Source organism: Paracoccus sp. FO-3 (genome assembly GCF_006386455.1).
Taxonomy (GTDB): Bacteria; Pseudomonadota; Alphaproteobacteria; order Rhodobacterales; family Rhodobacteraceae; genus Paracoccus; species Paracoccus versutus.
The window spans coordinates 1-21,384 of the sequence record NZ_VCBQ01000051.1 but is presented as its reverse complement, the minus strand read 5'-3'; the positions used below and the strand labels follow the sequence as shown (position 1 = coordinate 21,384).

Sequence of the window (21,384 nt, the reverse complement as noted above, 5' to 3'; positions counted from 1 at the left end):
GACAGAGAGATGAAGCGGTTCTGCGCTTCCAGGGAACTATAATCCAAGCTAGAGCGCGGCGGCCAAGCTACGGGTAGTCAGTCGCTAGTGGTACTGGAAATGGTCAGCCTGCGGAGATTGCTAACGAGCTGGCGCTGCACCATGTTGACGGGCTCTGACCAGATCTGCGACAGCGCTTCTACCGCTCGATCTGCATCCCACGGCCATGCCATTCGCCCTTCAACCTGTACGAAAGGGCCATCCGTCTCTGTAAGGATTCGATCCCGTGGCATCTTGGCCGCCAGTGCCCTCCCCTTGTCACCGGCCAACATGGCCGGGCCAACGCTGAACCAGCACCCCAAATCGACCGCGCGCGCAAGCTCCCTTTGTGTTCCCGAAAACCAGTGTAGGATCGCTATGCCCGCACCGGACTCCATCTCTAGCGCGTCAAGGACCTGGGTGGACGCGCGACGGCTATGAATGCTCATGACGCGGCCCCCGACGCGAGCACAAAGACTGAGTACGCGCGTGAAGACACGCTCCTGGTCCAGCCAATATCGCCGGTATTCTGGACCACCATCGAGGCCAATTTCGCCAACATACCGAACCTGCGGTAACAGGCGCTCAAACAGCGGAAGCTCGCCTTTACGTTCATGCGCGAGTTGCGGATGCAGTCCGAGCGCTGTTCTAATACGCGGCGCATCCTTTGTCAGCGCCGCCGTTCCGGACCACGCTGACGGAGTTGTCGTGACAGAAAGAACATAGAGATCGCGAACGACGCACTCGCGCGCTACGGTGTGTGGATCAGGATAAAGGTCTAGGTGCGCGTGGAAATCGATCATTTGACGCCGTAAGCCTGATGAAGCGCGCGAAGCTCTTCAAGACCGCGCTCAAGCATACCGACAAGAGCTGGTCGATCAGCGATGAACGGGGACGCCATCGCATGACCGAGCCACCCCTCAAGGCCATCTGCCTTGATGGCAGCAAGCGCGATCGCGACTGAGCGCACGTCGTCGAACCCCGAGTGATCCACATCATCCTTTCCGATCGGTTCGTAGACGTAATCTGTCGTATCTTGGCTGGCGTCCCACGCGAGGAACGCCGCCCGTCGGACCTGGCACGGAACACATCGCCCGCATTGGCGATAGTTGAACCGTTGGAATCGACCACAGCTCGTCGAGCGCGCAGCCTCGGCGCGAAGCAAATTCTGGTCGGCGCACTCTTGGAGCATTTCGCCCTTGGTCTTCGTGGCATAAGGATTGGTGATCTTGACACGAAGACCTGCCGCATCCAGCACCTTTTGCAGACGAGCCAGGAACTCCGGATGTGCCGTGCGAGTGCTGAGGCTTCCGAGCCGCCCGCCAGTGAGAGGCGGGTTAATGGCGATAAAGCCGTTCTCGCACACGAAGAGCGGCACCTCCGCGACCTCCCGATAGGCTTTGAGGGCCGTGGCAGCGATCACGCCAAAGGTGATGAAAACAAGCGACCTCGCCCGTTGCGAGGCTTCTTGCACACCCGGCGTATGTGCATTGTGGTTTAGTTGCAGGTGTCCGAGACCGCCCCCGATCTTTGCGGCAAAGTCGACCTGCTTGTTCGCGTCGCCTCGAACTGTCTGGCTGATTGCGAATGGCTTGTGGCCCGCCGCGGTTAGGTCAATCGCTCCGATCAAACTGTCTAGCCCGCCGGACAGAAGTACCACACAACTCTCAGGCGGCCGGACTGGTTCACGAGGCGGCGTGGGCAGCATCCCACCCTCGTGAAATCGCAAGGTCCAGCGGTCGGTCGTGAGGAATGCGAGCGCTTCGGCCAAGGCCCGGGCCTGCCCGTTCCAGAACGGCGCGTCCGCCACGGCAATGTCGAGTTCGATCTCTCGTGTCCACCCGTCCGGGCTCTTGTCGCGCAAGACCGCGAAATCTGCAGTCACGACACTCAACGCGATCGACAACAAGTCCCAGGCCCGCGGGGCCGGGTCAAGTCGTCGGCGTTGGATCTCGGATCTCGCCGCATCTCCAGCGCTTCCTTGTCCTTGGGCCTGTGGCTGGCCGTAAAGGACCACGCGCATGATACCTTCACCGTCGGGCAGATCGGCGCCGTCTGGACCGCAGGCCAGCCTCATTCCGCGTATCCTTCAAACACCTCGAATGTCTCCCTCAGAGCATCCCTAACAACCTGACTGATGCGACCACTGGTAAGGCTGCGTCCGGCATCGCGCAGCTTGCGGAATGCCGCTGCCACGCTCTGCTTCACATAGTCCCGCACTTCCTTGAGCCGAGACAGAGCTGTCACCGCACTCGGCGCCTTCTCAACGATGGTCTTGCCAAGATCGAGTTCAAAGCGACGGAAGACGTCGATTGCCGTGAAACGCTCGATGGCGAAGGCGCGCTGCTCAGGGTCGAGATTTAGCAGATCCGCATCTGGGAACCGGGTAAGAAGCTCGGTCAAGGCATCCCGAATTGCCGCGCGCTCAGCTTCTGCGTCCTGCGTCCCGTCGACCGGCCGAACCGCCTCCACAACGGCGTTCATGACTTCCTGCACATTGCGGCCGGCGAGGAGCGCCGGATCAAGCGGGCTGCCTGGCTCGGCGGGCTGTCCCGCTGCAGCGCGCGCCAGCGCTCCGCCAAGCGCACCGGCGGTCGTCGCCGTACCTCCGAAGCGCCGAGTCGCTGTTGCCGATCCGCCATAGCCGGTCCGGACGTAGTGACCCATGCTGCGCCGCATGTCCCCACCATCGCCTGACTTTGCGAATTCGCCTAGCGCACGACGCGCACCGAGGAAGCGGGCTGGTGGGGCAAGTGGTGCGGGCGCCGGCGGCGGCACCTGGGGAACCGCAACACCGTCATCGGCTGGAGCGTCCCCGCCCTCCGCCCCATTGCCAGACGCCTCTCCCGTAGGCGGGTCCGGGGTCCAGGGTGGCACCATCGAGACGCCGCTGCCCGGGCCTCCACTAGATTGTGACGTTCCCATTTTCCCTCTGCCTCTTGATCGCCGCCTTAACCGGCCTGGACACCTGCCCCCGATCCCAGATGTCGAAGACCCCCTTCGACCATGGCTGGTCTCCGATCTTCGGTACGATATTCGCCTGGATCTGCGCGGCGGGACGCTCGCCTAGGAAAGCGGCAAGCCTCGCACCCTGCGGCGGGTCGGCGTCGGCCACGACGAGGCAGGCTTCCAGAACGGCTGGCACGCCCCACTCCTGCTCCTGTCGCGCACGGTCCAGAAGCCGGTCCATGATCACGGTGGTTTCGGTCCGAGGCACCCGCAGAAGTCGGTCTTTCAGGCTCGACGCCATCTCCGGATGTTGCAAGAGCGCCGTTAAAAGTTCGGCCGCCTCCGAGGAAAGGCGGTCCTCGGGTGTGATCAGCGGCGCATGTTCACGGCTCACATACAGGGCTCCCCGCAGGTCCGTGTCAGCGAGTGTCGGCGGCAGCGTCAGCCACTCAGCGAAAAAGGGCTCATCGAAAGGTGCTGGCAGAGCCTGTTCCTGCCCCGCAATAGCCTTCTCTTCCCATTCGGCGAGGAAGACAGGCTTGCCGGTGTCGCTGGCACTCACCTGTGCCATCAATTCGGCAAATGCCTTCGCGTTGCCGAGCCGCTCGAACAGCAGCAGCTTGGCCAGGACCGCCTCATCGACGCCGACGCCCTGCGCGTTGGAGATCGTCATGCGGATAGCGAGCGCATTGAGGAATCGCTTGATCAGGCGTGGATTGCCAAGGATGCCCGACGCCGTCGTCATGAGCGGGGCCAGGCGGTCTGCGGTGTCGAAGCGGCCGATCAACTCGGCAGGCAAGGGATCGTGCAACGACTGCACAAACGCGCGGTCGACGCGCTTGCCTGCCCAAGTCTGTCGCAATTGGGCGACGACTCCACTACGGATCTTCTCCTTTACATCATCCGCAAGGTCGCTGTTCTCAACGAACAAGAGCATCATGTAGGCGCGTACTTCTTGAGTGCCCAAGGGCGGCACACGGATTGGCACCTGAATCAGCTTGTCGAAGTAGTTGGTGACGAGGAGATCATCGGGGACACCCTCAAAGTGCCGTCGAACGGCATGTTTGATCATGTCATTGTCGGCGGCGATCACGAAGGCGGTGTTCTTCAGAAACAGGAACAGCCGGATCGCCTCAAGCGTCGAGATCGTCGTCTCGGGCAAGCAGCGATCGAGATCGTCGATCAGCACCACCAGCGTGACGCCAAGGTCCTCAAGAGTTTCCTCAAAGTTGTCCCGAAGCGCCTGAATCTCCTTGGGTGGCGATGTTTCCTCCTTCGGGTTGAGTAATCCACTCGCCGTCGCGGCGACCTCACCCGCCTTGCCCTTCGCCTCCTCGATCAGCGTGCCGTCGACCCCGCCCGACAAGAAGCGCTGGCCCAACCCCCACACCTCGCCGATCAATCCGGTGGGCGGCAGACCGAGCGACATTGCCACCGTCGATCCCGCAACGAGCTTGGCCGCCCGCAGCCAGTTCACGCGCTTGACCAGGGCCTTCGCCTTGTCGATCGCCTTCTCGCGAGCCTCGGCTTCCTTCTCCAGCTTCGTCGCGATCACATCCATGAGCGCGGCGCGCGCATCATCGTAGCCTTGATAAAGCCAGGCATTGAACTCGACGAACACAAATTCCCGCTCGCCTTCCTTGCGGGGCCGCGCAGCCAGCGACGCCTGAGTGAGCTTGATCAGCGAGGATTTGCCGATGCCCCAAGCGCCGGACACACCAATAGAGATCGGTCGTCCTCGCGCCTGAACGATGATCTCCGCCACCGTGTCTGCGACGCCTGAGAAATTCAGGAAGTCCCGTTCTGTCTCATTGTCGGGCCACATCGGTTCGGATTAATCCTCTGCTCGCGCCGAATCGCGCAACTACTTTATCTGTTTACTTAAAGTTAGACAGGAATCGGCGCCAAGGCGAGTGTTGCTGACCCTGCCTCCAAGTTTTTCCAGTGCCATCTACACTCGCTCAGAAAACCGTTCATAGGCCGTGATCCTGGAAGGTTTCAGGTCAACGTCGCGCTGATAGATTTCCTTCTTCAGAAAGGCCAGTTCTGCTTCTCTCTGCTCATCCGCGACATCGATGTACCAAGCACGGGGACGGCCGTTCTCCTCTCCGTTCCAACGATACCCCCGCGACTTGAGCTGATCCTTGAACTCGAAGGGCGAGCCTTCGGCCCAGATACGCCATGTCGGCAGGCGAGCACGCGCGAGCAGGTGGGCAAGTGCGTTGACGCCGGACTTCGGAAGTGCACGCGACAGCACCTCCACCGCCGCCAAACAGTCATTCGCCGCGCGATGCCGATCATAGAAGAAGCCACAACCCACCGCGAGATATGCAAGCTTGGTGCCCTCGAACCCCTCCGCGGCCCAGTCTATCTCCGACATCGAGCAGGCCCAGGGCTTGAACGAAAACGACGGGCAGAAGCGCTCAAGAAACTTGCGATCAAAAGCAGCGTTGTGGGCAATGACGACAGCGGCGGAAAGCGCGAATTGCGTAACCTCCTCCTGATTGATCCTTTGGCCAGCCACCATCGCATCGTCTATGCCTGTCAATGCGGTTATCGAGGCAGGTATAGGCGCCGATGGCTCTCGGAGCCGATCAAACGGCTCTCCGACATCTACGATGATGCCATCGAGAGAATACCGGAATGGCACCATAGCAAGCTCTATGATCTCGTCCTTCGAAGGATCGAGACCTGTCGTTTCCACGTCCACGAACAGCCCGAGACGGATATCCTGTTCGGGTATCCCCGAAACTGGCGCACGCGGCTGCAGGCGACGAAGAACCTGATAGTCTTGGCTCGCCTCCAGGAGAGCTGCCGCAGCTTCCAGCGCTACTGCATCCGGCTGGTCCATCATGCTGTGGCCGGATCGGCGGCGCCTCCTGAGCCAGGTGGTGCAATCCTGACCAGGGCAGCCCGTCCATCTTCGTGGAACCAGAGTTCCCTGATCTTCGCGTCATCGCTTTTCGGCAGCGGTTTCGCCTCCCGGACCTTGAAGGTGGTTGGGAGGTTCACAGATGTTCCGAAGACGAGCGCGTGCTGTTTCGGCAAAGACGGCAAACGCTTCAGAACCGCGTCTGAGATGAATGGCGTCATCTGCCGGATTTGGGAGAGGTCATCCGGATTCTGGATTCTATGAACGACAAAATTCGAGCATTGCGAGAGAACGGTTTTCGAAAGTTCGCTCGGTCGTTGCGAGGCGACCAACAAGAAAAGCCCGTACTTTCGCCCCTCCTTGGCGATACGCTCGTAGATCTTGCTGGCGTCGATCGCGAATTTTGAGGGAGTCTCAGAGATGTAGCGATGGGCCTCCTCAAGCAAGAGGTGGACGGGAAAACGGTTCCTTGGTTCGGCTTGCCTGAGCAAGCGGAAAGTCATCCGTGCGAGTACCGATGAGACCAGTTCAACCACCTCGTCTTCAATCGAATTCATGTCGACGATGATGATCTGATGGCGTTTTTGCCAATTCACGCCGTTCTTTGACAGCCCAAGGAGTTGTTCAAGGAAAGCCTCCATGGTCGGTATGGATTCACCCGGCTTGATGTCATACCGCAGGAAGGCATATTCGGACCTATCGCGGAGCGACTTAAACCGCGTAAACATTTGGGAGCAGTAGTCACGAATTTGCCTGTTGCCATGCGCCTCTTCGTAAAGGATTGCAAAATCCAGGCATTCTTCGAGATCAGCAAATGTAAACGGCGCCCGACTGTAGGATGGCAGATCAACATCTTCCCGGAGCTTTTTCCTAACCTCATCTAGGAATGGAGCCAGATTTCCGCCGGAGAAATTGCCATACTGGTAGTTTGCCCCGTATTTTTGCAGAAGGTTTGTATTTAGGTCTTTCGTCGGATATTTCTGCAACAATGACACGACACGCTGAAATTTCGCGACCGGCGAGTCCCCATCAGCACCCCGGAAGCATTCAATGATACAGGTGGCGACAAAGTGCTCCTTGATCGCCAGCGCTTCCGGAGTGCTCTCCCGAAACAGCCCTGTAAGCCCCAAAGCTGTACGAAGAATCGGAATTTGGGTCCGCTCGCTGGCTTGCAGTAGCAACTCCCATTCGGATTGCTCCAGGAACCAATGCGGAAGGCGGAACTTTCCGTCGGACGCTGTCCCATCCAGCACGACATGGGCGACGCCGATGCCCTTCTCTTTGGCGAGTGGCATCAGCGCATTGGCGTATTCGCCGTTCACGTCGAAGACCACGAAGGTCGCTCCTCGGGCGTGAAACTCGTCCGCCTTGTCGAACAATGACTGGAGCACTGACGCAACGGTGCATGACTTTCCACTCCCCGTATTCCCGAGGACAGCGGTATGGCCACCGAAAAAATCGTCGATGCGGACTTTGACGTCGTAGCCCTCGAACACGACCGAGCGACCGATCGAAAGCGCACGAAAGCGCGTCGCATCATCAGGCACTGGTCCAGCGCCATTCAAGCCCGGCGCAGGTTCGCTCGGCCTGTCAGTCTCGAACACACGATCCAGTTCCGCATCGAGAGCATATAGTGCATCCGCGTAGAGAGACGGAAAGATGGAGACACCGAAGCGGAACGGATCGCCACGCTTCTGAGGCAGCATCCCAACCGGCACGACGTCGAGATACTTTGCGGACGCCGCCTTGTCCAATTCCCCTTCCCCGCGCCCGGCGCTTGCGATGTCCCGCTCTCGCAGGCCGACGACCTCGACCACGACGTATTCTGTCTGAACCGGAATCATCAGGAACGAGCCGAGACGGGCGACGTAGTGAACATCGTCGAACCCGACGATAGTGAAATTGTCGGTGCCGGCGTGCATCTCGACGACGAAGCGATCTGCCGCGACGGAGACTACCTTACCGATGGCGCGTTTGCGGTCATCGCGGCTCATTCGCTCTCTCCACCGGCGGAGGGAGCTTCGGCCTTCTTGGGAGACATTGCCTCCAGCACCTTGCGGATCGCATCGTCGATGCGCTCGCTCGGCCGCTGCGGCATAAACTCTTCGATGATCGTATCGAAATAATGCGCCTTGCGCTCGGCCTCCGGACCGCTGCCCCCGATGATCCAGATCCGGGGATCGTTCAGGGCGCGGAGCTTCGCCACCTCTCCCTCAAGGGTCGGATCGACGAAGATTATCAGGCGGAAGGTGGGTATGGTGAGCGCCTGGTAAATAATATTGTTGATATGCTCGTCGCCGAAGGCATACCCCATGGTGAAAAGAACGCTTTGCTCCCTCACGATACGCGACTGGAACTCGCGAAACAGGTCGGCATAGGGCGATCCGAGGCTGGAGTTTTGCTTCGCGGGAGTGGGGTAAATCATGACCTTCCCCGGTTTCGACCCCTTCGAGACGGCCGCCTCGCGGATCGGGAACAGGCCGTGATCGTCTTCGGTCCAGCTGATCGACCCATGGATCTTGCAGAGATAGACAAAGCCATCCACGGCCGACCATTTCCGGTTGGTCAGATCGAGTTGCTCGGCGAGTGCGTAGCGAAACGTCGCCGGATTGAAGCGGCGCTCGACCACGCCGGAGAAGCCGTTGGCATAAGGAAGGCCGAGCCGGTCCATCGCCGTCTCGTTGAAAAGATCGTAGTTGGTGGTGAAAATCCACGGACGCGGCAACGATCGGTCGCGCAGAACCAGCTTTCTGTAGAATGTCTCGTAGAGCGTTCCGACAGTGCTGTCGCCATTGGCGAACGCTCCGTTCGTGCATTTTCCCCACAGGAACGCCTGCACCTTCTGGATGATCGAATTGACGACCTTCAGATTGTCCTTGGCCTTGGCAAGCGTGCTTCGAGAGAGCGAGAACCGAAGGCTGAACAGCAGCTCCATCAACCGTTCGAGGTTGCGGGCATATTCCTTGTCCGCAATATCGATCCCGAACTCGTCAATGAGGACTTTCCGCTCGGCGGCGGTCGGGAACCCTGCCTCGTCGGCGGCCCGCGCCTTCGTGAACTCCTTGGCGAGAGGTGCCATGGTCGGAATACCAAGCTCTCGCCAGACCTCCTCGTCGAAAATGTCCGTTTCCTTGACGTAATACGACGAGCATCCTGCCCCGAGCAGGAACGCCACATTTTTTGCGTTCAGCGATTCCGACAGCGCTTTTCTGACGACATCGGCGCCAGCCGGCCATTCAAGCTCACCGGCATCAGCCTCGACGCCCCGTAGAAATTTGAATGTCAATTTCTCAGGTTCTTCTCCATCGGAATCCGCCACGAACACCCCCTCATTTGAACAATGCTTCAATATCCGCCATCGGCCGGAACAACTTCATCGGCTGATCCGGAAACGACAAAAAACTCTCGCGCTCGTAGAAGCGCTTCGCGCTCTCATCCTTGGCGTCCACGATCACCGCGAAGGACGCGATCTCGCTGCGCACGGCCCGGAAGAGCGCGTCTGCGAGAAGAAATCGACCATAACCTCTTCCCTGATAGCGCTGATCGACGGCAAGGCGACCCAGCAAGGTCGCCGGGATCAATGGGTAGCGCGGCAGCTTGCGGACAGTCGCAGCCGGCAGTTCCGGAAGTCGCACCGCCGTCGACGAGAGCGTGTAATATCCGGCGATGCTGCCATCCTTCAGCACAAGAACAAAGGGCGCCGCCATCTTCTTTCTGGCGTCCTGTCCGGCCTGCGTCCGGAAGTATCGGTCGAGCGGCTCCACACCGCTTTCGAACCCCGATCGGTCATGTTGCGGGCCGAGAACCTCGACCCGCAGGATGTCATCTGCTCCCCCCACGCGTCAGACGCCCGTTCTCTCGCGATAGCGGCGGATGGTGTCGCGCAGCCGCTCGTTGATCGGCTGCGGTTCGACCAGAGCCTGGACGAACGCCTGGCTGTCGCGCACCGAAAGCTCCAGATGCTGATGCTCCTCGATGGCGCGCCGCGCCGCATCCTGCAGGCTCGTCAGAACGAAATCCGTCACGGAGCGGCCTTGCAGGGCAGCGGCATGTTCGATCAGACGCTTCTGGTCAGCGGTCACGCGCGTCTCAAGGCGTTCCCCTCGGACACGGCCAGTCGCGGACCTCTTTGCTGCTTCAGCCATTTTTCGATCTCCAATCTATCGAAGATATGTACGGCCATTGGCCGGAAAAATCAAGATGCAGCCCTGCCAGCGAAAGGATAACGCCGCCGGCGTCGCCATGAAGCGAAGAGGCAGATTTCATCAGGGCTAGCCGGGAACTCGGCGGCTCCGGCCGGAACGGGCAATTGTGCAACAGATTGTTGCACAATTGCCTTGGAACCACGATGCTGCGTTCCCAGCGCCGCAAAAGCACAAAGACTTCGCGAGTATTCGCTGATTTTGTGGTCAGGTAGCCTATCGAGATCAAACGCGCTTAGCGCACTTCGGCGAAGGCCCGGAAAGCGAGGTTGAATGTTTCGCATCCTTGCCGGCTGGATCGAGAACAGGCGGCAGATCCGTCGGCGATGGCAACAGGACGCGCGCGCCTTGATCGAACAGCATGGGCGCGAAGCCTATTATGAGGCGCAGCGTCTTGCCTCACGCAGCCGCGCCCAGGCGGACAGGTCCGGGTTCTGGCACTGGGCGAAGGTAGTTTCCGAGGTCGCACGTCTCTCCCCCGTCGTGCAGATGGACATGAAGGTCGTGCAGGCTATTGCCGACGACGAGATGCGGAAACACCGGCGCTCCTGACGGGTTTTGCGGGGGAAAGCCTTCCCCCTGGCCGGCACTGCGTTGCCGGCGCACCCCCTTCTGCGGGGAGACCCCGCAACGCCCCCTTTAAAGTGAGAGTGCGGACGGGGTTTGCCGTGACGGGTTGAAAGCCGGAGGAGAGTCCGACGGCGCCCGTCGCGGAGAACCGCGATGTCGAGACATGACCGCACCCCAGGCTCCGGCTCGGACCGGACGAACCTCTATGACGAAATCACCGACAAGATCATCGCCGAACTGGAGGCCGGTCGCTTCCCTTGGGCACAGCCATGGGGCAAGGCCACGGTGGGCGCTCCTCTCGGCCTGCCGCAGAACGCCAGCACCGGCCGCGCCTATAGCGGCATCAATATCCTGATCCTCTGGGGCGCGGTTATCCAGCACGGCTTCCCCGGACAGGGCTGGCTCACCTACCGTCAGGCGCAGTCGCTCGGCGGCAATGTCCGCAAGGGCGAGCGCGGCACCACCGTCGTCTATGCCGACCGCTTCACGCCCGAGGACGAAAAGCGGCGCGCGCGCGAAACCGGGGAAGAGCCGGGGAAGATCGCCTTCCTGAAGCGCTTCACCGTGTTCAACACCGCGCAATGCGAGGGTCTGCCCGAGGACATCGCTGTCGCCATGCCGCCACCGCCGCCCGGCATGATCGAGCCGAGGGTCGAGGCGCTGATCAAGGCAACCGGCATCGACTTCCGCATCGGCGGGGATCGCGCCTATTACGTCCCGGCCCTCGACCATGTGGTCGTGCCGCCTCCGCAAGCCTTCTTCGAGTCGATCAACTGGCACCGGACGGCCCTGCATGAGCTGGGTCACGCCACGGGCCATGCGTCCCGTCTGGCCCGCGATTTCTCCGGCAGCTTCGGCACCAAGAAATACGCCTTCGAGGAACTGATCGCCGAGATCAGCGCCGCCTTCTGCTGTGCCTCGCTCGGCATCGTGCCGACCGTGCGCCATGCCGATTACATCGGCTCCTGGCTCGAAGTGCTGCGCGAGGACAACCGCGCCATCGTCCGCGCTGCCTCACAGGCGAGCAAGGCGGCGGACTGGATTCTTTCCTTCCTCCCAGATGCGGACGGGATCGGCACGGCCGATGATGAGCGGGAGGCAGCGTGATGAACGCGCTCGCCTTTCCCGGCTCGATCCCTGCTCCTGAGAGTACGGTAGGTATCCCGACATACCGGGACAGCCTACTCGCAGATCGGCCTCTCGCACATCACCGGTGAACTTTCTGTCGGACTTCCCTCGATGAATAGCGGCGGTGGGGTTCCTGACCTTCGGGCTAAGCTAGAGCACATGCTTGCCGCGCAAGCGCCTCTACCGCACCCCAGTCCTTGTCGGCAAGATGAACGTCCGACACGACCCAGCTGCCACCCACGCACAGCACATTTGGCAGCGCTAGATACTCCGAGGCGTTTTGGGGTGTCACACCGCCGGTCGGACAAAAACTCACCTGTGGGAGCGGCCCCAAAAGTGACTTCAGCGACTTCGCACCACCAGCCGCTTCCGCGGGGAAAAATTTCAACATTGAATAGCCCAATTCCATTGCTCGCATCACCTCGGAAGCGGTGACGGCACCGGGAAGCAACGGCAGGCCGATATCCTCGCAGGCGTGTGCCAGCCGATCTGTAAAGCCTGGCGACACCGCGAAGCTGGCGCCCGCTTCCTTGGCGCGCTTTGCATCGTCGGGAGTCAGTACAGTCCCAGCACCTACATGCCCGCCGGGCACCTTGGCCATCTCGCGGATGACGTCGAGTGCGACCGAGGTACGCAAAGTCACTTCAAGAACGGGTAAGCCACCCTTCACCAATGCCGTCGCCAATCCTTCGGCATGCGCAACGTCGCCGACGACAAGTACGGGGATCACCGGAGCGAGTTGGCAAAGCGCGCGCGTCTGCTGTGACTGCTGTTCAGGGAGCAATAAAATATCTCCTGTTCCAATTGTTGGCTAAGAGTGGGTCATATCGCACCAACGCGCAGGAACAAGTGTTAGCGGTACCGCAAGATGAAAAAAATGCAGTAGCACGATGGCGACTAGCAGCTTGACGCAAGGGCGTTTCGTTCACCCCGTCTGCTTGACCGAACCGGACAACTCGGCACGGCCACAGGAAAACTCACTGCGTTGCCATGCAAAGGCACGCTGGCGAGTTGAATCGAAATATATGACGCTGCCTTTTTAGAGTAAGAGGGCGGCGCTTCGCTTCGTGACGGGTTTAGGGTCGAGAGAGAGGCTCTCGGCGCCCGTCGCGGAGACGACCACCATGGCCCGAGCTGCCAAGAAAAAGAAGCCCGCCCTCCAGATGATCGAGTTCTCGCGGGCGCGAGACATTCCCTTCAACCGCATTCGTCTGTCCGCCGACAACGTGCGCGAGATCGACGTTGAGGCCGGTCTGGACGAACTCACCCATGACATCGAGCGCCGCGAGGATCTCGTGCAGGGCCTCAATGTCCGCGCCATCCTCGACGAAGACGGCAACGAGTCCGGCGACTTCGAGACTCCTGCTGGCGGCCGTCGCTACAGGTCCATCGCGCGGCTCGTGGAAGCCGGTCGTTTCCCGGCCGATGGCCTCGTCCCCTGCATCGTCAAGAAGGCCGATGCCAAGACCTCGGCGGTCGACGATTCTTTGGCCGAGAACCTGCTGCGCCTCGCGCTGCACCCGCTCGACCAGTTCAAGGCCTTCAAGCGCATGTTCGACATGGGCATGTCGAAGGAAGAAATCGCCGATGCCTGGCGGACCACCCCCCGCTACATCATGCAGCGTCTGCGTCTCGCGACCGTCGCGCCGTCCCTGCTCGACGCCTACGCGAAAAACGAGATGACGCTGGCGATGCTGGAAGCCTTCACCGTCAACCCCGACCATGAGCGTCAGCAGCAGGTCTGGGAACGGATCAGCAATTCCTGGCAGAAGGAGCCCTGGCAGATCCGCAGCCTGCTGACCGAGACTACGGTTCCGGCCGCCGATAAGCGTGCCCGCTTCATCGGCATCGATGCCTACGAAGCGGCGGGCGGCCCCGTGCTGCGCGATCTCTTCTCCGAAGAGAACGGCGGCTGGTTGCAGGACGTCACGCTTCTCGACCGTCTGGTCGAGGAGAAGCTGCGCTCTGTTGCCGACGAGATCGCGGGCCAGGGCTGGAGATGGATCGACGCCTCGGTCGAGCTTCCCTACGGCTACGCCAACGGCCTGCGCCGGTTGGTTGGTGTGACCCAAGAGCTGACCGACGAGGAGCGCGCCAGCCGCGAGGCACTGCGCGATGAGTATGACGAACTCGAATCGCGATACGCCGAGGCTGAGGAATTGCCCGATGACGTCGATCAACGGCTCGGGGAAATCGAAGCCGAGCTGGAAGCGTTCGAGAACCGGCCCGTCACCTTCGCCCCGGAGGATATTGCGCGAGCCGGCGTGTTCGTCAGCATCGACCGCGACGGCGAGCTGGTCGTCAGCAGCGGCTATGTTCGCCCCGAGGACGAGAAACCCGAGACTGTCGACGGCGAGAATACCGGGGAACCTTCGGACCCGGCCGATCCCGACGCCCTGCAACGCGCCGTCATCACCGTCGGCGGCGAGCCCGTCCCGGATGGTGACGATGATGAGGACGATGCCGTCAAGCCGCTGCCCGAGCGGCTGGTCATCGACCTGACCGCCTGGCGGACGCTGGCGCTGCGCAATGCGGTCGCCGAAAATCCGCATGTCGCCATGACGGCCCTGCTGCACAAGCTCGTGCTCGACACCTTCGAGCGCACGTCCACGTCGGGGACGAGCCTCTACGCCGCCGTGCGTCACATCCACCTTCCGGCCGACGCGACCGGGCTCGCGGACAGTGCCGCCGCCAAGCTGATCGACGAACGCGCGGAATCCTGGCGGGGCGATATCCCCTTCGGTGACGATGCGCGCCTCTGGGACTGGATTGACGGCCTCGACGATGCGAGCCGTCTCGCGCTACTCGCCCATTGCGTCAGCTTCGGCGTCAATGCCCTCTACGAACGACCCAACCCCTATTCGGGCAACGGCATTTCGCAGCACGGTCTCGACCGCCGCATGGCCGAGGCGGAACGGCTTGCTCAGGCCACCGGGCTCGATCTCGTCGAGGCGGGCTGGAAACCCACGGTTGAGACCTACCTGGGCCGTGTCACCAAGACCCGAATCCTCGAAGCGGTGCGCGAGGGCGCGGGTGATCGCGCCGCCGATCTCATCGCCCATCTCAAGAAGGGCGATATGGCCACGGAGGCCGAACGGCTCCTGGCCGATACCGGCTGGCTGCCGGAGCCGCTGCGTCCTGCGGTGGACGCGCAGGCAGTGGATAGCGCGACCGATCAGGACGAGGACGGCGTTGCGCTGCCCGACTTCCTCGCCGGTGACGATGAAGAGGTTGCCCCCGATGCCGATGCGACCGCCCTCGTTGCCGCCGAGTGAAGCATCCCGGCGGGGCGGCCCTCGGTCGTCCCGCTTTCCTTCCCTTTCACTCCAAGGCCCGGCTCCTCGCCGGGCCATTTTTGTCTCAGGAGACCCGTCAATGACATCCGACCCTCAACCCGGCCACGATCAAGCCATCCAGTTGCCCGTTCATGTCGCCATCTACGAACATCGACATGGGACGGACGTTCGTGTCTTTCTTGACTGCGAGGAAGCGATGAAGTGGCGCACCAACCTCGCCCTGGAGTGGTGGAACGATGCCTTTGACGACGACCCTCCGCCCATCGAGCAGATCGGCGGCGAGTATTTCGACCGTATGATGGAGCGCGACGAGTTCTTCTCGACGCAAACCTGCCAACTCGAAATCGGTCGTCACGCCCTTGCCCGTCTGGCGGGCGAACCACAAAAAGCCGTAGACGGAGGCACGTCGCGATGACCGTCGATGAAATCTTCGCCGACGACCGCAGCAATCCCCCCTCGGAGCGGTCGCTTCCTTGGGAGGAAACGCGCGATGGCATCACCGTTGTTGTGGAGCCGAAGCCGCATTGGGCCGAGGATATGCGCGCCTTCCGGCTCGATGCCCGCGAATACTGCCACTATGCGGATTGGACCGCCGATGGCGCGCGGACGCGGTTTTACGGTCATATCGACACCTCCGGCGATGATGTGATGACGAAGGCCCGCGCGTTGATCGCCCGCGAGATTGCGGATGGGCTCTGGAACTGAACGGCGCGCACCTTGCGCCTGGGCACAGGGCCGTCGGGTAGACCTGCACAGGCAGCATGGATCGAGTACCAGCTTCACCATTGTGCTGTCAGTTTCTCGCGGCGGAAATGCGGATTCCATCCCCGGCCTGAAACAAATCGGGGAAATCATCCCGAAAACAAGGCTGGCGCGGCGAGGCATCTGCGACAGGTTTCCCGGCATCCCGTCAGAGGCAAGGCCCCATCCCCCGCTTCCATTCGCGAACCTTGGTCCAACCGTTTCTTCGTCAATCAACCCGCAAGGGGTCGGCTTACGCGAGCGTGCCGCCCTCGCGGATTCGGGGCATTCCCGAACGCGCGAGGGTGATTGCAGATCCGGCCGGACACTTCGGGCGCCTGTCGCGCGGGGGATGGTCCCCCGCCTCCAAAGACAGGAGCCGGAACCCCATGTCCTATGCAGATGCCACCGCCTTCGCCGCCAGCCTCGCTTCCACGCTGATGGTCTCGATCGTCGTATTTCAGGCCGGGGACGGAACCCATGCCGCCATGCCCGCCGACGAGTTCGACGGCGACGAGGACATGGTGAAGCTGGAACTCGATCCATGGAGCTGAGGCGCGAAAGCGCCTCACCCCGACGGCCCGGTGCCCAGGCGCAGCCGGGCCTTCTCCCGACAATCACCACCGATTGCCGCTTGCGTGCCGGTTCACATTGCGATTTCGGCCAGCATCGGAAAGAACCGTCGGCGATCCCGCCGATTTCGCTCCTTCAAGATGAAAGCCGTTCGCCATGCTCAGCCACATCGTCGTTTCCGTCCTGCTCTGCACGGCATCCTGCGAATCCGCCGAAATCCGTGTCTGGGACGGGGACTCCATCCGGCTGGGCACGACACGGCAATCCGAGGCCGTCCGGATCTTCAATATCGACGCCCCCGAGATTGAAGGGCAATGCTTGTATGAATCCGGCCTCGCGCTGCAATCGAAGATCAGGCTGGCCGAGCTTCTGAAGGGCCGGCGGGTCGAAATCCTGCGCCAGGGCACCGACCGATACGGCCGGACCCTGGCGGCGATCCGCGTCGAGGGCCGAGATGTCGGAGATATTCTCGTCAGCGAGGGGCTGGCCCGAACCTGGGCGGGACGCCGCGAACCGTGGTGCTGATCCACCCCGACACAGGAGAGTGAGAGGGCGGGCCGGTTGGCCGTGACGGGTTGCAGGCGGAAGAGAGGCTTCCGCCGCCCGTCGTGGAGCAAGCCCCATGACCCATTCCCCCCAGCCCGGCTTTACCGCCATTGGCGCCATCATCACGCGCGAGGTGCTGCCCCGGCTTCGCCATGCGCAGAAGCTGCCGCTACGCCTCACCTGCATCGGCATCGCCGGTTACGAGGGCCTCGACGGCGCCGATGAATTCGACCGCACGGTTGTCATCGGCCAATCAGCATCCGCCGAAGAGGCCATGATCCTTGCCAGCCAGCGCGTCGCGCGCGGCGACATTCGCGTCAGCACGGACGAGACGCTGCGCTTTCGCCCGCGCGTGATCACCATTCAGGATGGCGATCTCGGTCTGGTTCTCGCTGGAGAGATCCGGGCTGGAATTATCCTCTGGAAGCAGCCGGTCGCCTCAGACGCGGAGGCCCGCCGCATCGTCACCGAAGCCAGCCGCTTGCGCGGGCTGGCCTTCGCCGCCTCCGGTCGGTGTGATCACAGGGCAGCCCGTGGTCATCGTTATCGCGCCAGCCTGCTCGAGGCGCGACTGGTCGATCCCTATTGGCGCGAGACCGCCGCGGACCTTCTGCGTCTGCCGCAGGCCGCCTGATACCTTCTTCCACATCCTCGCCTGGCCCCGCGCCGGGCTTTCTCCTTTCAGGAGCCCGACATGGCCAACTATTTCACCCATTTCTCCTGCCTGCTCGACGTGGGCACTCCGGAAAACGCCGCCCACGCGCTCGAACTCTACAACGCGCTGTCGGAGGAAAATGCCGCCGAAGATCCTCCCTCGGAAGGATTCCTCCTGTCGATCCAGCCCGAGCATGGCGGCACCCAGCTCTGGATGCGCGACGATGAGACCGGCGACCCCGAGCATGTGATCCAGTTCGTCAAGCGCTGCGCGTCGGCATTCGACCTGACCGGCCGATGGGGCTTCCAGTATGCCACGACATGCTCGCAAGCCAGGGTCAACGCCTTTTGCGGCGGCGCGCATGTTCTCGATCTCGCCACCGGCGAGACGGTGGACTGGATCTACAGCGGCAGTTGGCTGGAGATCGTCCTGGACGGAGGCGACCCCTATGCCTGAAGTCATCGAAACCACCGTCTATCGGCTCGCCGAGCTTTCCGACGAGGCGAAGGACAAGGCCCGTGCCTGGTATCGCGAGGGCGGCTTCGACTACGACTGGTATGATGCGGTTTATGAGGATTTCCAGCAGATCGCGGAGATTCTCGGCATCGACTTCAAGACCCGCACCGTCCGGCTCATGGGTGGCGGATCGCGCCAGGAGCCCCGCATCTTCTTCTCGGGCTTCTGGTCGCAGGGCGATGGTGCCTGTTTCGAGGGCTACTATTCCTACCGGAAGAACGCCTCGGCCGCGATCCGGGCCTATGCGCCGCAGGATACCACGCTGCACGGCATCGCCGACGCCCTCCAGGTGGTGCAGCGGCGAAATTTCTACCAGCTTCGTGCCGAGGCCACCCATCGCGGTCATTACTACCACGAATATTGCATGGCGATCTCCGTCACCCGCGACAGCCCGACCTGGCAGGACATGACCGCCGATACCGAGGATATCGTCATCGAGGCGCTGCGCGATCTTGCCCGCTGGCTCTATCGCCAGCTTGAGCGCGAATATGAATACCTGACCTCGGACGAGGCGGTCGACGAGAGCATCGTCGCCAACGACTATACCTTCACCGGCTCTGGCCGCCGGTTCGGCTGATTTCGACAAGCGCCCCGCCTGGCGGCCGGGCGCTTGTTTCATGCCGGCTATCGCCACGGCTTGAGAGGGAGAGTGAGGCCGGAAGGGATTGGAGCCGGTGCGGTCGAGAGAGAGCGCTGCGCGGCTCGGTCCTTTTCCGCTCTCCCGAGGAATCCCTGATGAACATGATTTCCGCATCCGCGGCGGCATCCGCCGCCGCGCCGCTTCCGCTCGACCATGACGGCGAGACCGCAGCGCAGGTTTTCGCTGCTGCCGGGCTGCTGCTGCCGCATCTCGAACGCGGCCAGCGTATCGACGCCGCCATGCTGCGCGCGGCCATGGAAGCGGGTTTCGGCACTTCTGATGCCACCGGCGCCTGGACCTGGAAGCTGGCCTACGACGCCTGCGAGGCGGCGACCGTCCTCTTCCTGCGCAAATACGGAAAAGCGCTTTTCCGCAAGTCCGGGTCTCCGGCGGCGATCCTGCCGCAGCTCGGCAAGATCGCCGGGCTGATGCCGACGCATACGCGCCGCTCCGAAGAGGCCCAGACCTTCCAGCAGTTCTCGACCCCGATCCCGCTCGGCTTCGCAGCGATGACGGCGGCGGCGATCACGCCCGTCGACCGGGTGCTGGAACCCTCGGCCGGGACCGGGCTCCTCGCCATCCTGGTCGAGATCGCCGGTGGCACGCTGCTCGTCAACGAACTCGCCGAGGCCCGCGCCGGCCTCATGTCTTCCCTCTTTCCGGCCCTGTCCGTCACCCGGTTCGACGCCGCCCAGATCGACGATCACCTCGATCCCGGCCTGATCCCGACCGTGGTGCTGATGAACCCGCCATTCTCGGTCATGGCCAATGTTGAGGGCCGCATGGCCGATGCCGCCTTCCGCCATGTCGCCTCGGCGCTCGCGCGCCTCGCGCCCGGCGGGCGGCTCGTGACCATCACCGGAGCGAACTTCGCACCCGACAATCCGGCCTGGACCGCCTCCTGGACCCGGCTGCAGGAACGCGGGCGCGTCACCTTCTCCGCCGCCATCGACGGTTCCGTCTATGCCAAGCACGGCACGAGCGTTTCGACGCGGCTTACCGTCATCGACAAGCTGCCCGCCGAAGATCCAGCGGTGTTCCCGACCGCGCCGGGGGTCGCGCCGGACGTCGCCACCTTGATGGACTGGCTGGCGGCGCAGCTTCCGGCCCGGCTTCCGGTCGATCCCGGCCTGGCCGTGCCGGTGGCACGACCGGCTGCGCCGCGCACCGTGCGCGGCTATGTCAACCGCGCTGCGAAACCCGCACCCGCCGCGCCGCTGGCCGAGCCGGACGGGGTGCCGCTCGCCTATGAGACCGTGGATTGGGCGCCGGCCGAGGACGGCCGCCTCTCCGATGCGATCTATGAAGATTACGGGCTTCAGACCATTCGCATCGCCGGGGCGCAGGCGCATCCGACGCAACTCGTGCAATCCGCCTCGATGGCGAGCATCGCGCCGCCAAAGCCGAGCTATCGGCCGGTGCTGCCGGATGACATTCTCGGCAAGCTGTCCGAGGCGCAATTGGAGACGGTGATTTATGCCGGCGAGGCCCATGCTGGCTTCCTCGCCGGGGCCTGGACGGTGGACGAGACCTTCGACACCCTGTCGGCCGCGCCGGAGGACGCCACGAGCGCCATCCGTTTCCGGCAGGGCTTCATGATCGGGGACGGCACCGGCGTCGGTAAAGGCAGGGAATCTGCGGCCGTTATCCTCGACAACTGGATGCAGGGCCGTCGCAAGGCGGTCTGGATCAGCAAGTCGGACAAATTGCTTGAAGACGCCCAGAGGGACTGGAGCGCCCTCGGCATGGAACGGCTGCTGGTCACGCCGCTGTCGCGATTCCCCCAAGGCAAGCCCATCACGCTGGGCGAGGGCATCCTATTTTTAACCTATGCTACGCTGCGCTCCGATGATCGCGGAGAAAGGGTTTCCAGGGTCAGGCAGATCGTCGAATGGTTGGGCTCCGACTTCGATGGGGTGGTGATTTTCGACGAGGCCCACCAGATGCAAAACGCCGCAGGCGGCAAGGGAGAACGCGGCGACGTCGCCGCCAGCCAGCAGGGCCGAGCCGGGCTGCGACTCCAGCATGCCCTGCCGCAGGCTCGCGTCGTCTATGCCTCGGCCACCGGGGCGACCACGGTTCACAATCTCGCCTATGCGCAGCGGTTGGGCCTCTGGGGTGGCGAGGATTTCCCGTTCTCGACCCGCGCCGAGTTCATCGAGGCGATCGAGGCCGGCGGCGTCGCGGCGATGGAGGTGCTGGCCCGCGACCTGCGGGCGCTCGGTCTCTACACCGCACGGTCGCTCAGTTTCGCCGGCGTCGAATATGAACTGCTCGACCACGAGCTGACGCCGGAACAGATCCGCATCTACGACAGCTATGCCGATGCGTTTTCCGTGATCCACCACAACCTGGACGCCGCGATGCAGGCCGCCAACATCACCGGCGGCGACGGCGGCTCCGGCACGCTGAACCGGCAGGCCAAATCCGCCGCGCGCTCGGCCTTCGAGTCCGCCAAGCAGCGCTTCTTCGGCCATCTGTTGACGAGCATGAAGACCCCGACGCTGCTTCGCTCGATCACCGCCGATCTGGAGGCGGGCCATTCGGCCGTCATCCAGATCGTCTCGACCGGCGAGGCGCTGATGGAACGGCGCCTGGCGGAGATTCCCACCGAGGAATGGGGCGACCTGAAAATGGACCTGTCGCCGCGCGAATACGTCTTATCCAGAGTTCCGAAT

Annotated in this window: 21 protein-coding genes; 11 read left to right on the top strand and 10 right to left on the bottom strand. The window is 62.5% G+C overall.

Annotated features, from left to right (window positions below; all coding sequences use genetic code 11):
• Nucleotides 1-77: 77 nt before the first annotated feature.
• The 9 genes from qatD to FE811_RS14985 all read right to left on the bottom strand — a co-directional run bounded on the left by qatD (nucleotide 78) and on the right by FE811_RS14985 (nucleotide 9,984).
• Nucleotides 78-821: a Qat anti-phage system TatD family nuclease QatD gene (gene qatD / locus FE811_RS15025; protein ID WP_140848038.1), complete on the bottom strand. Its 744-nt coding sequence runs from the start codon at nucleotides 819-821 to the stop codon at nucleotides 78-80.
• Nucleotides 818-2,095: a Qat anti-phage system QueC-like protein QatC gene (gene qatC, locus FE811_RS15020; protein ID WP_140848035.1), complete on the bottom strand. Its 1,278-nt coding sequence runs from the start codon at nucleotides 2,093-2,095 to the stop codon at nucleotides 818-820. The genes qatD and qatC overlap by 4 nt, the downstream gene beginning before the upstream one ends.
• On the bottom strand, nucleotides 2,092-2,685 hold the full coding sequence (gene qatB / locus FE811_RS15015) for a Qat anti-phage system associated protein QatB (RefSeq protein WP_219848888.1): 594 nt from the start codon (nucleotides 2,683-2,685) through the stop codon (nucleotides 2,092-2,094). The genes qatC and qatB overlap by 4 nt, the downstream gene beginning before the upstream one ends.
• Nucleotides 2,686-2,923: 238 nt before the next feature.
• Nucleotides 2,924-4,792 carry a P-loop NTPase fold protein gene (locus FE811_RS15010; RefSeq protein ID WP_140848029.1) on the bottom strand — a complete coding sequence of 623 codons (1,869 nt, stop codon included), beginning with the start codon at nucleotides 4,790-4,792 and terminating at the stop codon, nucleotides 2,924-2,926.
• Nucleotides 4,793-4,918: 126 nt separating this feature from the next.
• A complete protein-coding gene (locus FE811_RS15005) occupies nucleotides 4,919-5,821 on the bottom strand; it encodes a 3'-5' exonuclease (RefSeq protein WP_255469740.1) in 903 nt (300 codons plus the stop codon).
• Entirely contained in the window at nucleotides 5,818-7,833 is a 2,016-nt protein-coding gene (locus tag FE811_RS15000; protein WP_140848024.1) for an ATP-binding protein, read from the bottom strand. Before FE811_RS15000 ends, FE811_RS15005 begins: the two co-directional genes overlap by 4 nt.
• The gene (locus tag FE811_RS14995) at nucleotides 7,830-9,158 is read right to left on the bottom strand and encodes an SIR2 family protein (RefSeq protein ID WP_140848021.1); all 1,329 of its coding nucleotides are present in this window, start codon (nucleotides 9,156-9,158) and stop codon (nucleotides 7,830-7,832) included. The genes FE811_RS15000 and FE811_RS14995 overlap by 4 nt, the downstream gene beginning before the upstream one ends.
• Before the next feature lie 10 nt (nucleotides 9,159-9,168).
• Complete coding sequence (locus FE811_RS14990) at nucleotides 9,169-9,603, bottom strand: GNAT family N-acetyltransferase (protein WP_219848887.1); 435 nt, start codon at nucleotides 9,601-9,603, stop codon at nucleotides 9,169-9,171.
• A gap of 78 nt (nucleotides 9,604-9,681) precedes the next feature.
• A complete protein-coding gene (locus FE811_RS14985) occupies nucleotides 9,682-9,984 on the bottom strand; it encodes a DUF1778 domain-containing protein (protein WP_140848012.1) in 303 nt (100 codons plus the stop codon).
• Nucleotides 9,985-10,314: 330 nt separating this feature from the next.
• On the opposite strand from FE811_RS14985, the gene FE811_RS14980 reads away from it, so the two are divergent.
• Nucleotides 10,315-10,593: a hypothetical protein gene (locus FE811_RS14980; RefSeq protein WP_140848009.1), complete on the top strand. Its 279-nt coding sequence runs from the start codon at nucleotides 10,315-10,317 to the stop codon at nucleotides 10,591-10,593.
• Nucleotides 10,594-10,764: 171 nt separating this feature from the next.
• On the top strand, nucleotides 10,765-11,718 hold the full coding sequence (locus FE811_RS14975; RefSeq protein ID WP_140848006.1) for an ArdC family protein: 954 nt from the start codon (nucleotides 10,765-10,767) through the stop codon (nucleotides 11,716-11,718).
• Between the two features lie 166 nt (nucleotides 11,719-11,884).
• On the opposite strand, the gene FE811_RS14970 is transcribed toward FE811_RS14975, so the two are convergent.
• Nucleotides 11,885-12,523 carry a bifunctional 4-hydroxy-2-oxoglutarate aldolase/2-dehydro-3-deoxy-phosphogluconate aldolase gene (locus tag FE811_RS14970; RefSeq protein WP_140848003.1) on the bottom strand — a complete coding sequence of 213 codons (639 nt, stop codon included), beginning with the start codon at nucleotides 12,521-12,523 and terminating at the stop codon, nucleotides 11,885-11,887.
• 340 nt (nucleotides 12,524-12,863) lie between these two features.
• Between FE811_RS14970 and FE811_RS14965 the strand changes: the two genes are divergently transcribed.
• The 9 genes from FE811_RS14965 to FE811_RS14925 all read left to right on the top strand — a co-directional run.
• Entirely contained in the window at nucleotides 12,864-15,014 is a 2,151-nt protein-coding gene (locus FE811_RS14965) for a chromosome partitioning protein ParB (RefSeq protein ID WP_140848000.1), read from the top strand.
• A gap of 100 nt (nucleotides 15,015-15,114) precedes the next feature.
• Complete coding sequence (locus FE811_RS14960; protein WP_140847997.1) at nucleotides 15,115-15,450, top strand: hypothetical protein; 336 nt, start codon at nucleotides 15,115-15,117, stop codon at nucleotides 15,448-15,450.
• The gene (locus FE811_RS14955; protein WP_140847994.1) at nucleotides 15,447-15,740 is read left to right on the top strand and encodes a hypothetical protein; all 294 of its coding nucleotides are present in this window, start codon (nucleotides 15,447-15,449) and stop codon (nucleotides 15,738-15,740) included. Before FE811_RS14960 ends, FE811_RS14955 begins: the two co-directional genes overlap by 4 nt.
• Nucleotides 15,741-16,165: 425 nt before the next feature.
• The gene (locus tag FE811_RS14950) at nucleotides 16,166-16,330 is read left to right on the top strand and encodes a hypothetical protein (protein WP_140847991.1); all 165 of its coding nucleotides are present in this window, start codon (nucleotides 16,166-16,168) and stop codon (nucleotides 16,328-16,330) included.
• 175 nt (nucleotides 16,331-16,505) lie between these two features.
• The gene (locus tag FE811_RS14945; RefSeq protein WP_140847988.1) at nucleotides 16,506-16,874 is read left to right on the top strand and encodes a thermonuclease family protein; all 369 of its coding nucleotides are present in this window, start codon (nucleotides 16,506-16,508) and stop codon (nucleotides 16,872-16,874) included.
• Between the two features lie 97 nt (nucleotides 16,875-16,971).
• Entirely contained in the window at nucleotides 16,972-17,529 is a 558-nt protein-coding gene (locus tag FE811_RS14940) for a hypothetical protein (RefSeq protein WP_140847985.1), read from the top strand.
• A 60-nt stretch (nucleotides 17,530-17,589) separates the two neighbouring features.
• Nucleotides 17,590-18,006 (top strand): hypothetical protein, encoded by a 417-nt coding sequence (locus tag FE811_RS14935; protein WP_140847982.1) that lies wholly within the window; start codon nucleotides 17,590-17,592, stop codon nucleotides 18,004-18,006.
• The gene (locus FE811_RS14930) at nucleotides 17,999-18,643 is read left to right on the top strand and encodes an antitoxin of toxin-antitoxin stability system (protein WP_140847980.1); all 645 of its coding nucleotides are present in this window, start codon (nucleotides 17,999-18,001) and stop codon (nucleotides 18,641-18,643) included. Before FE811_RS14935 ends, FE811_RS14930 begins: the two co-directional genes overlap by 8 nt.
• A gap of 158 nt (nucleotides 18,644-18,801) precedes the next feature.
• Nucleotides 18,802-21,384, top strand: a 2,583-nt coding sequence (locus tag FE811_RS14925) for a strawberry notch family protein (protein WP_181180874.1), incomplete at its 3' end; no start/stop codon positions are given.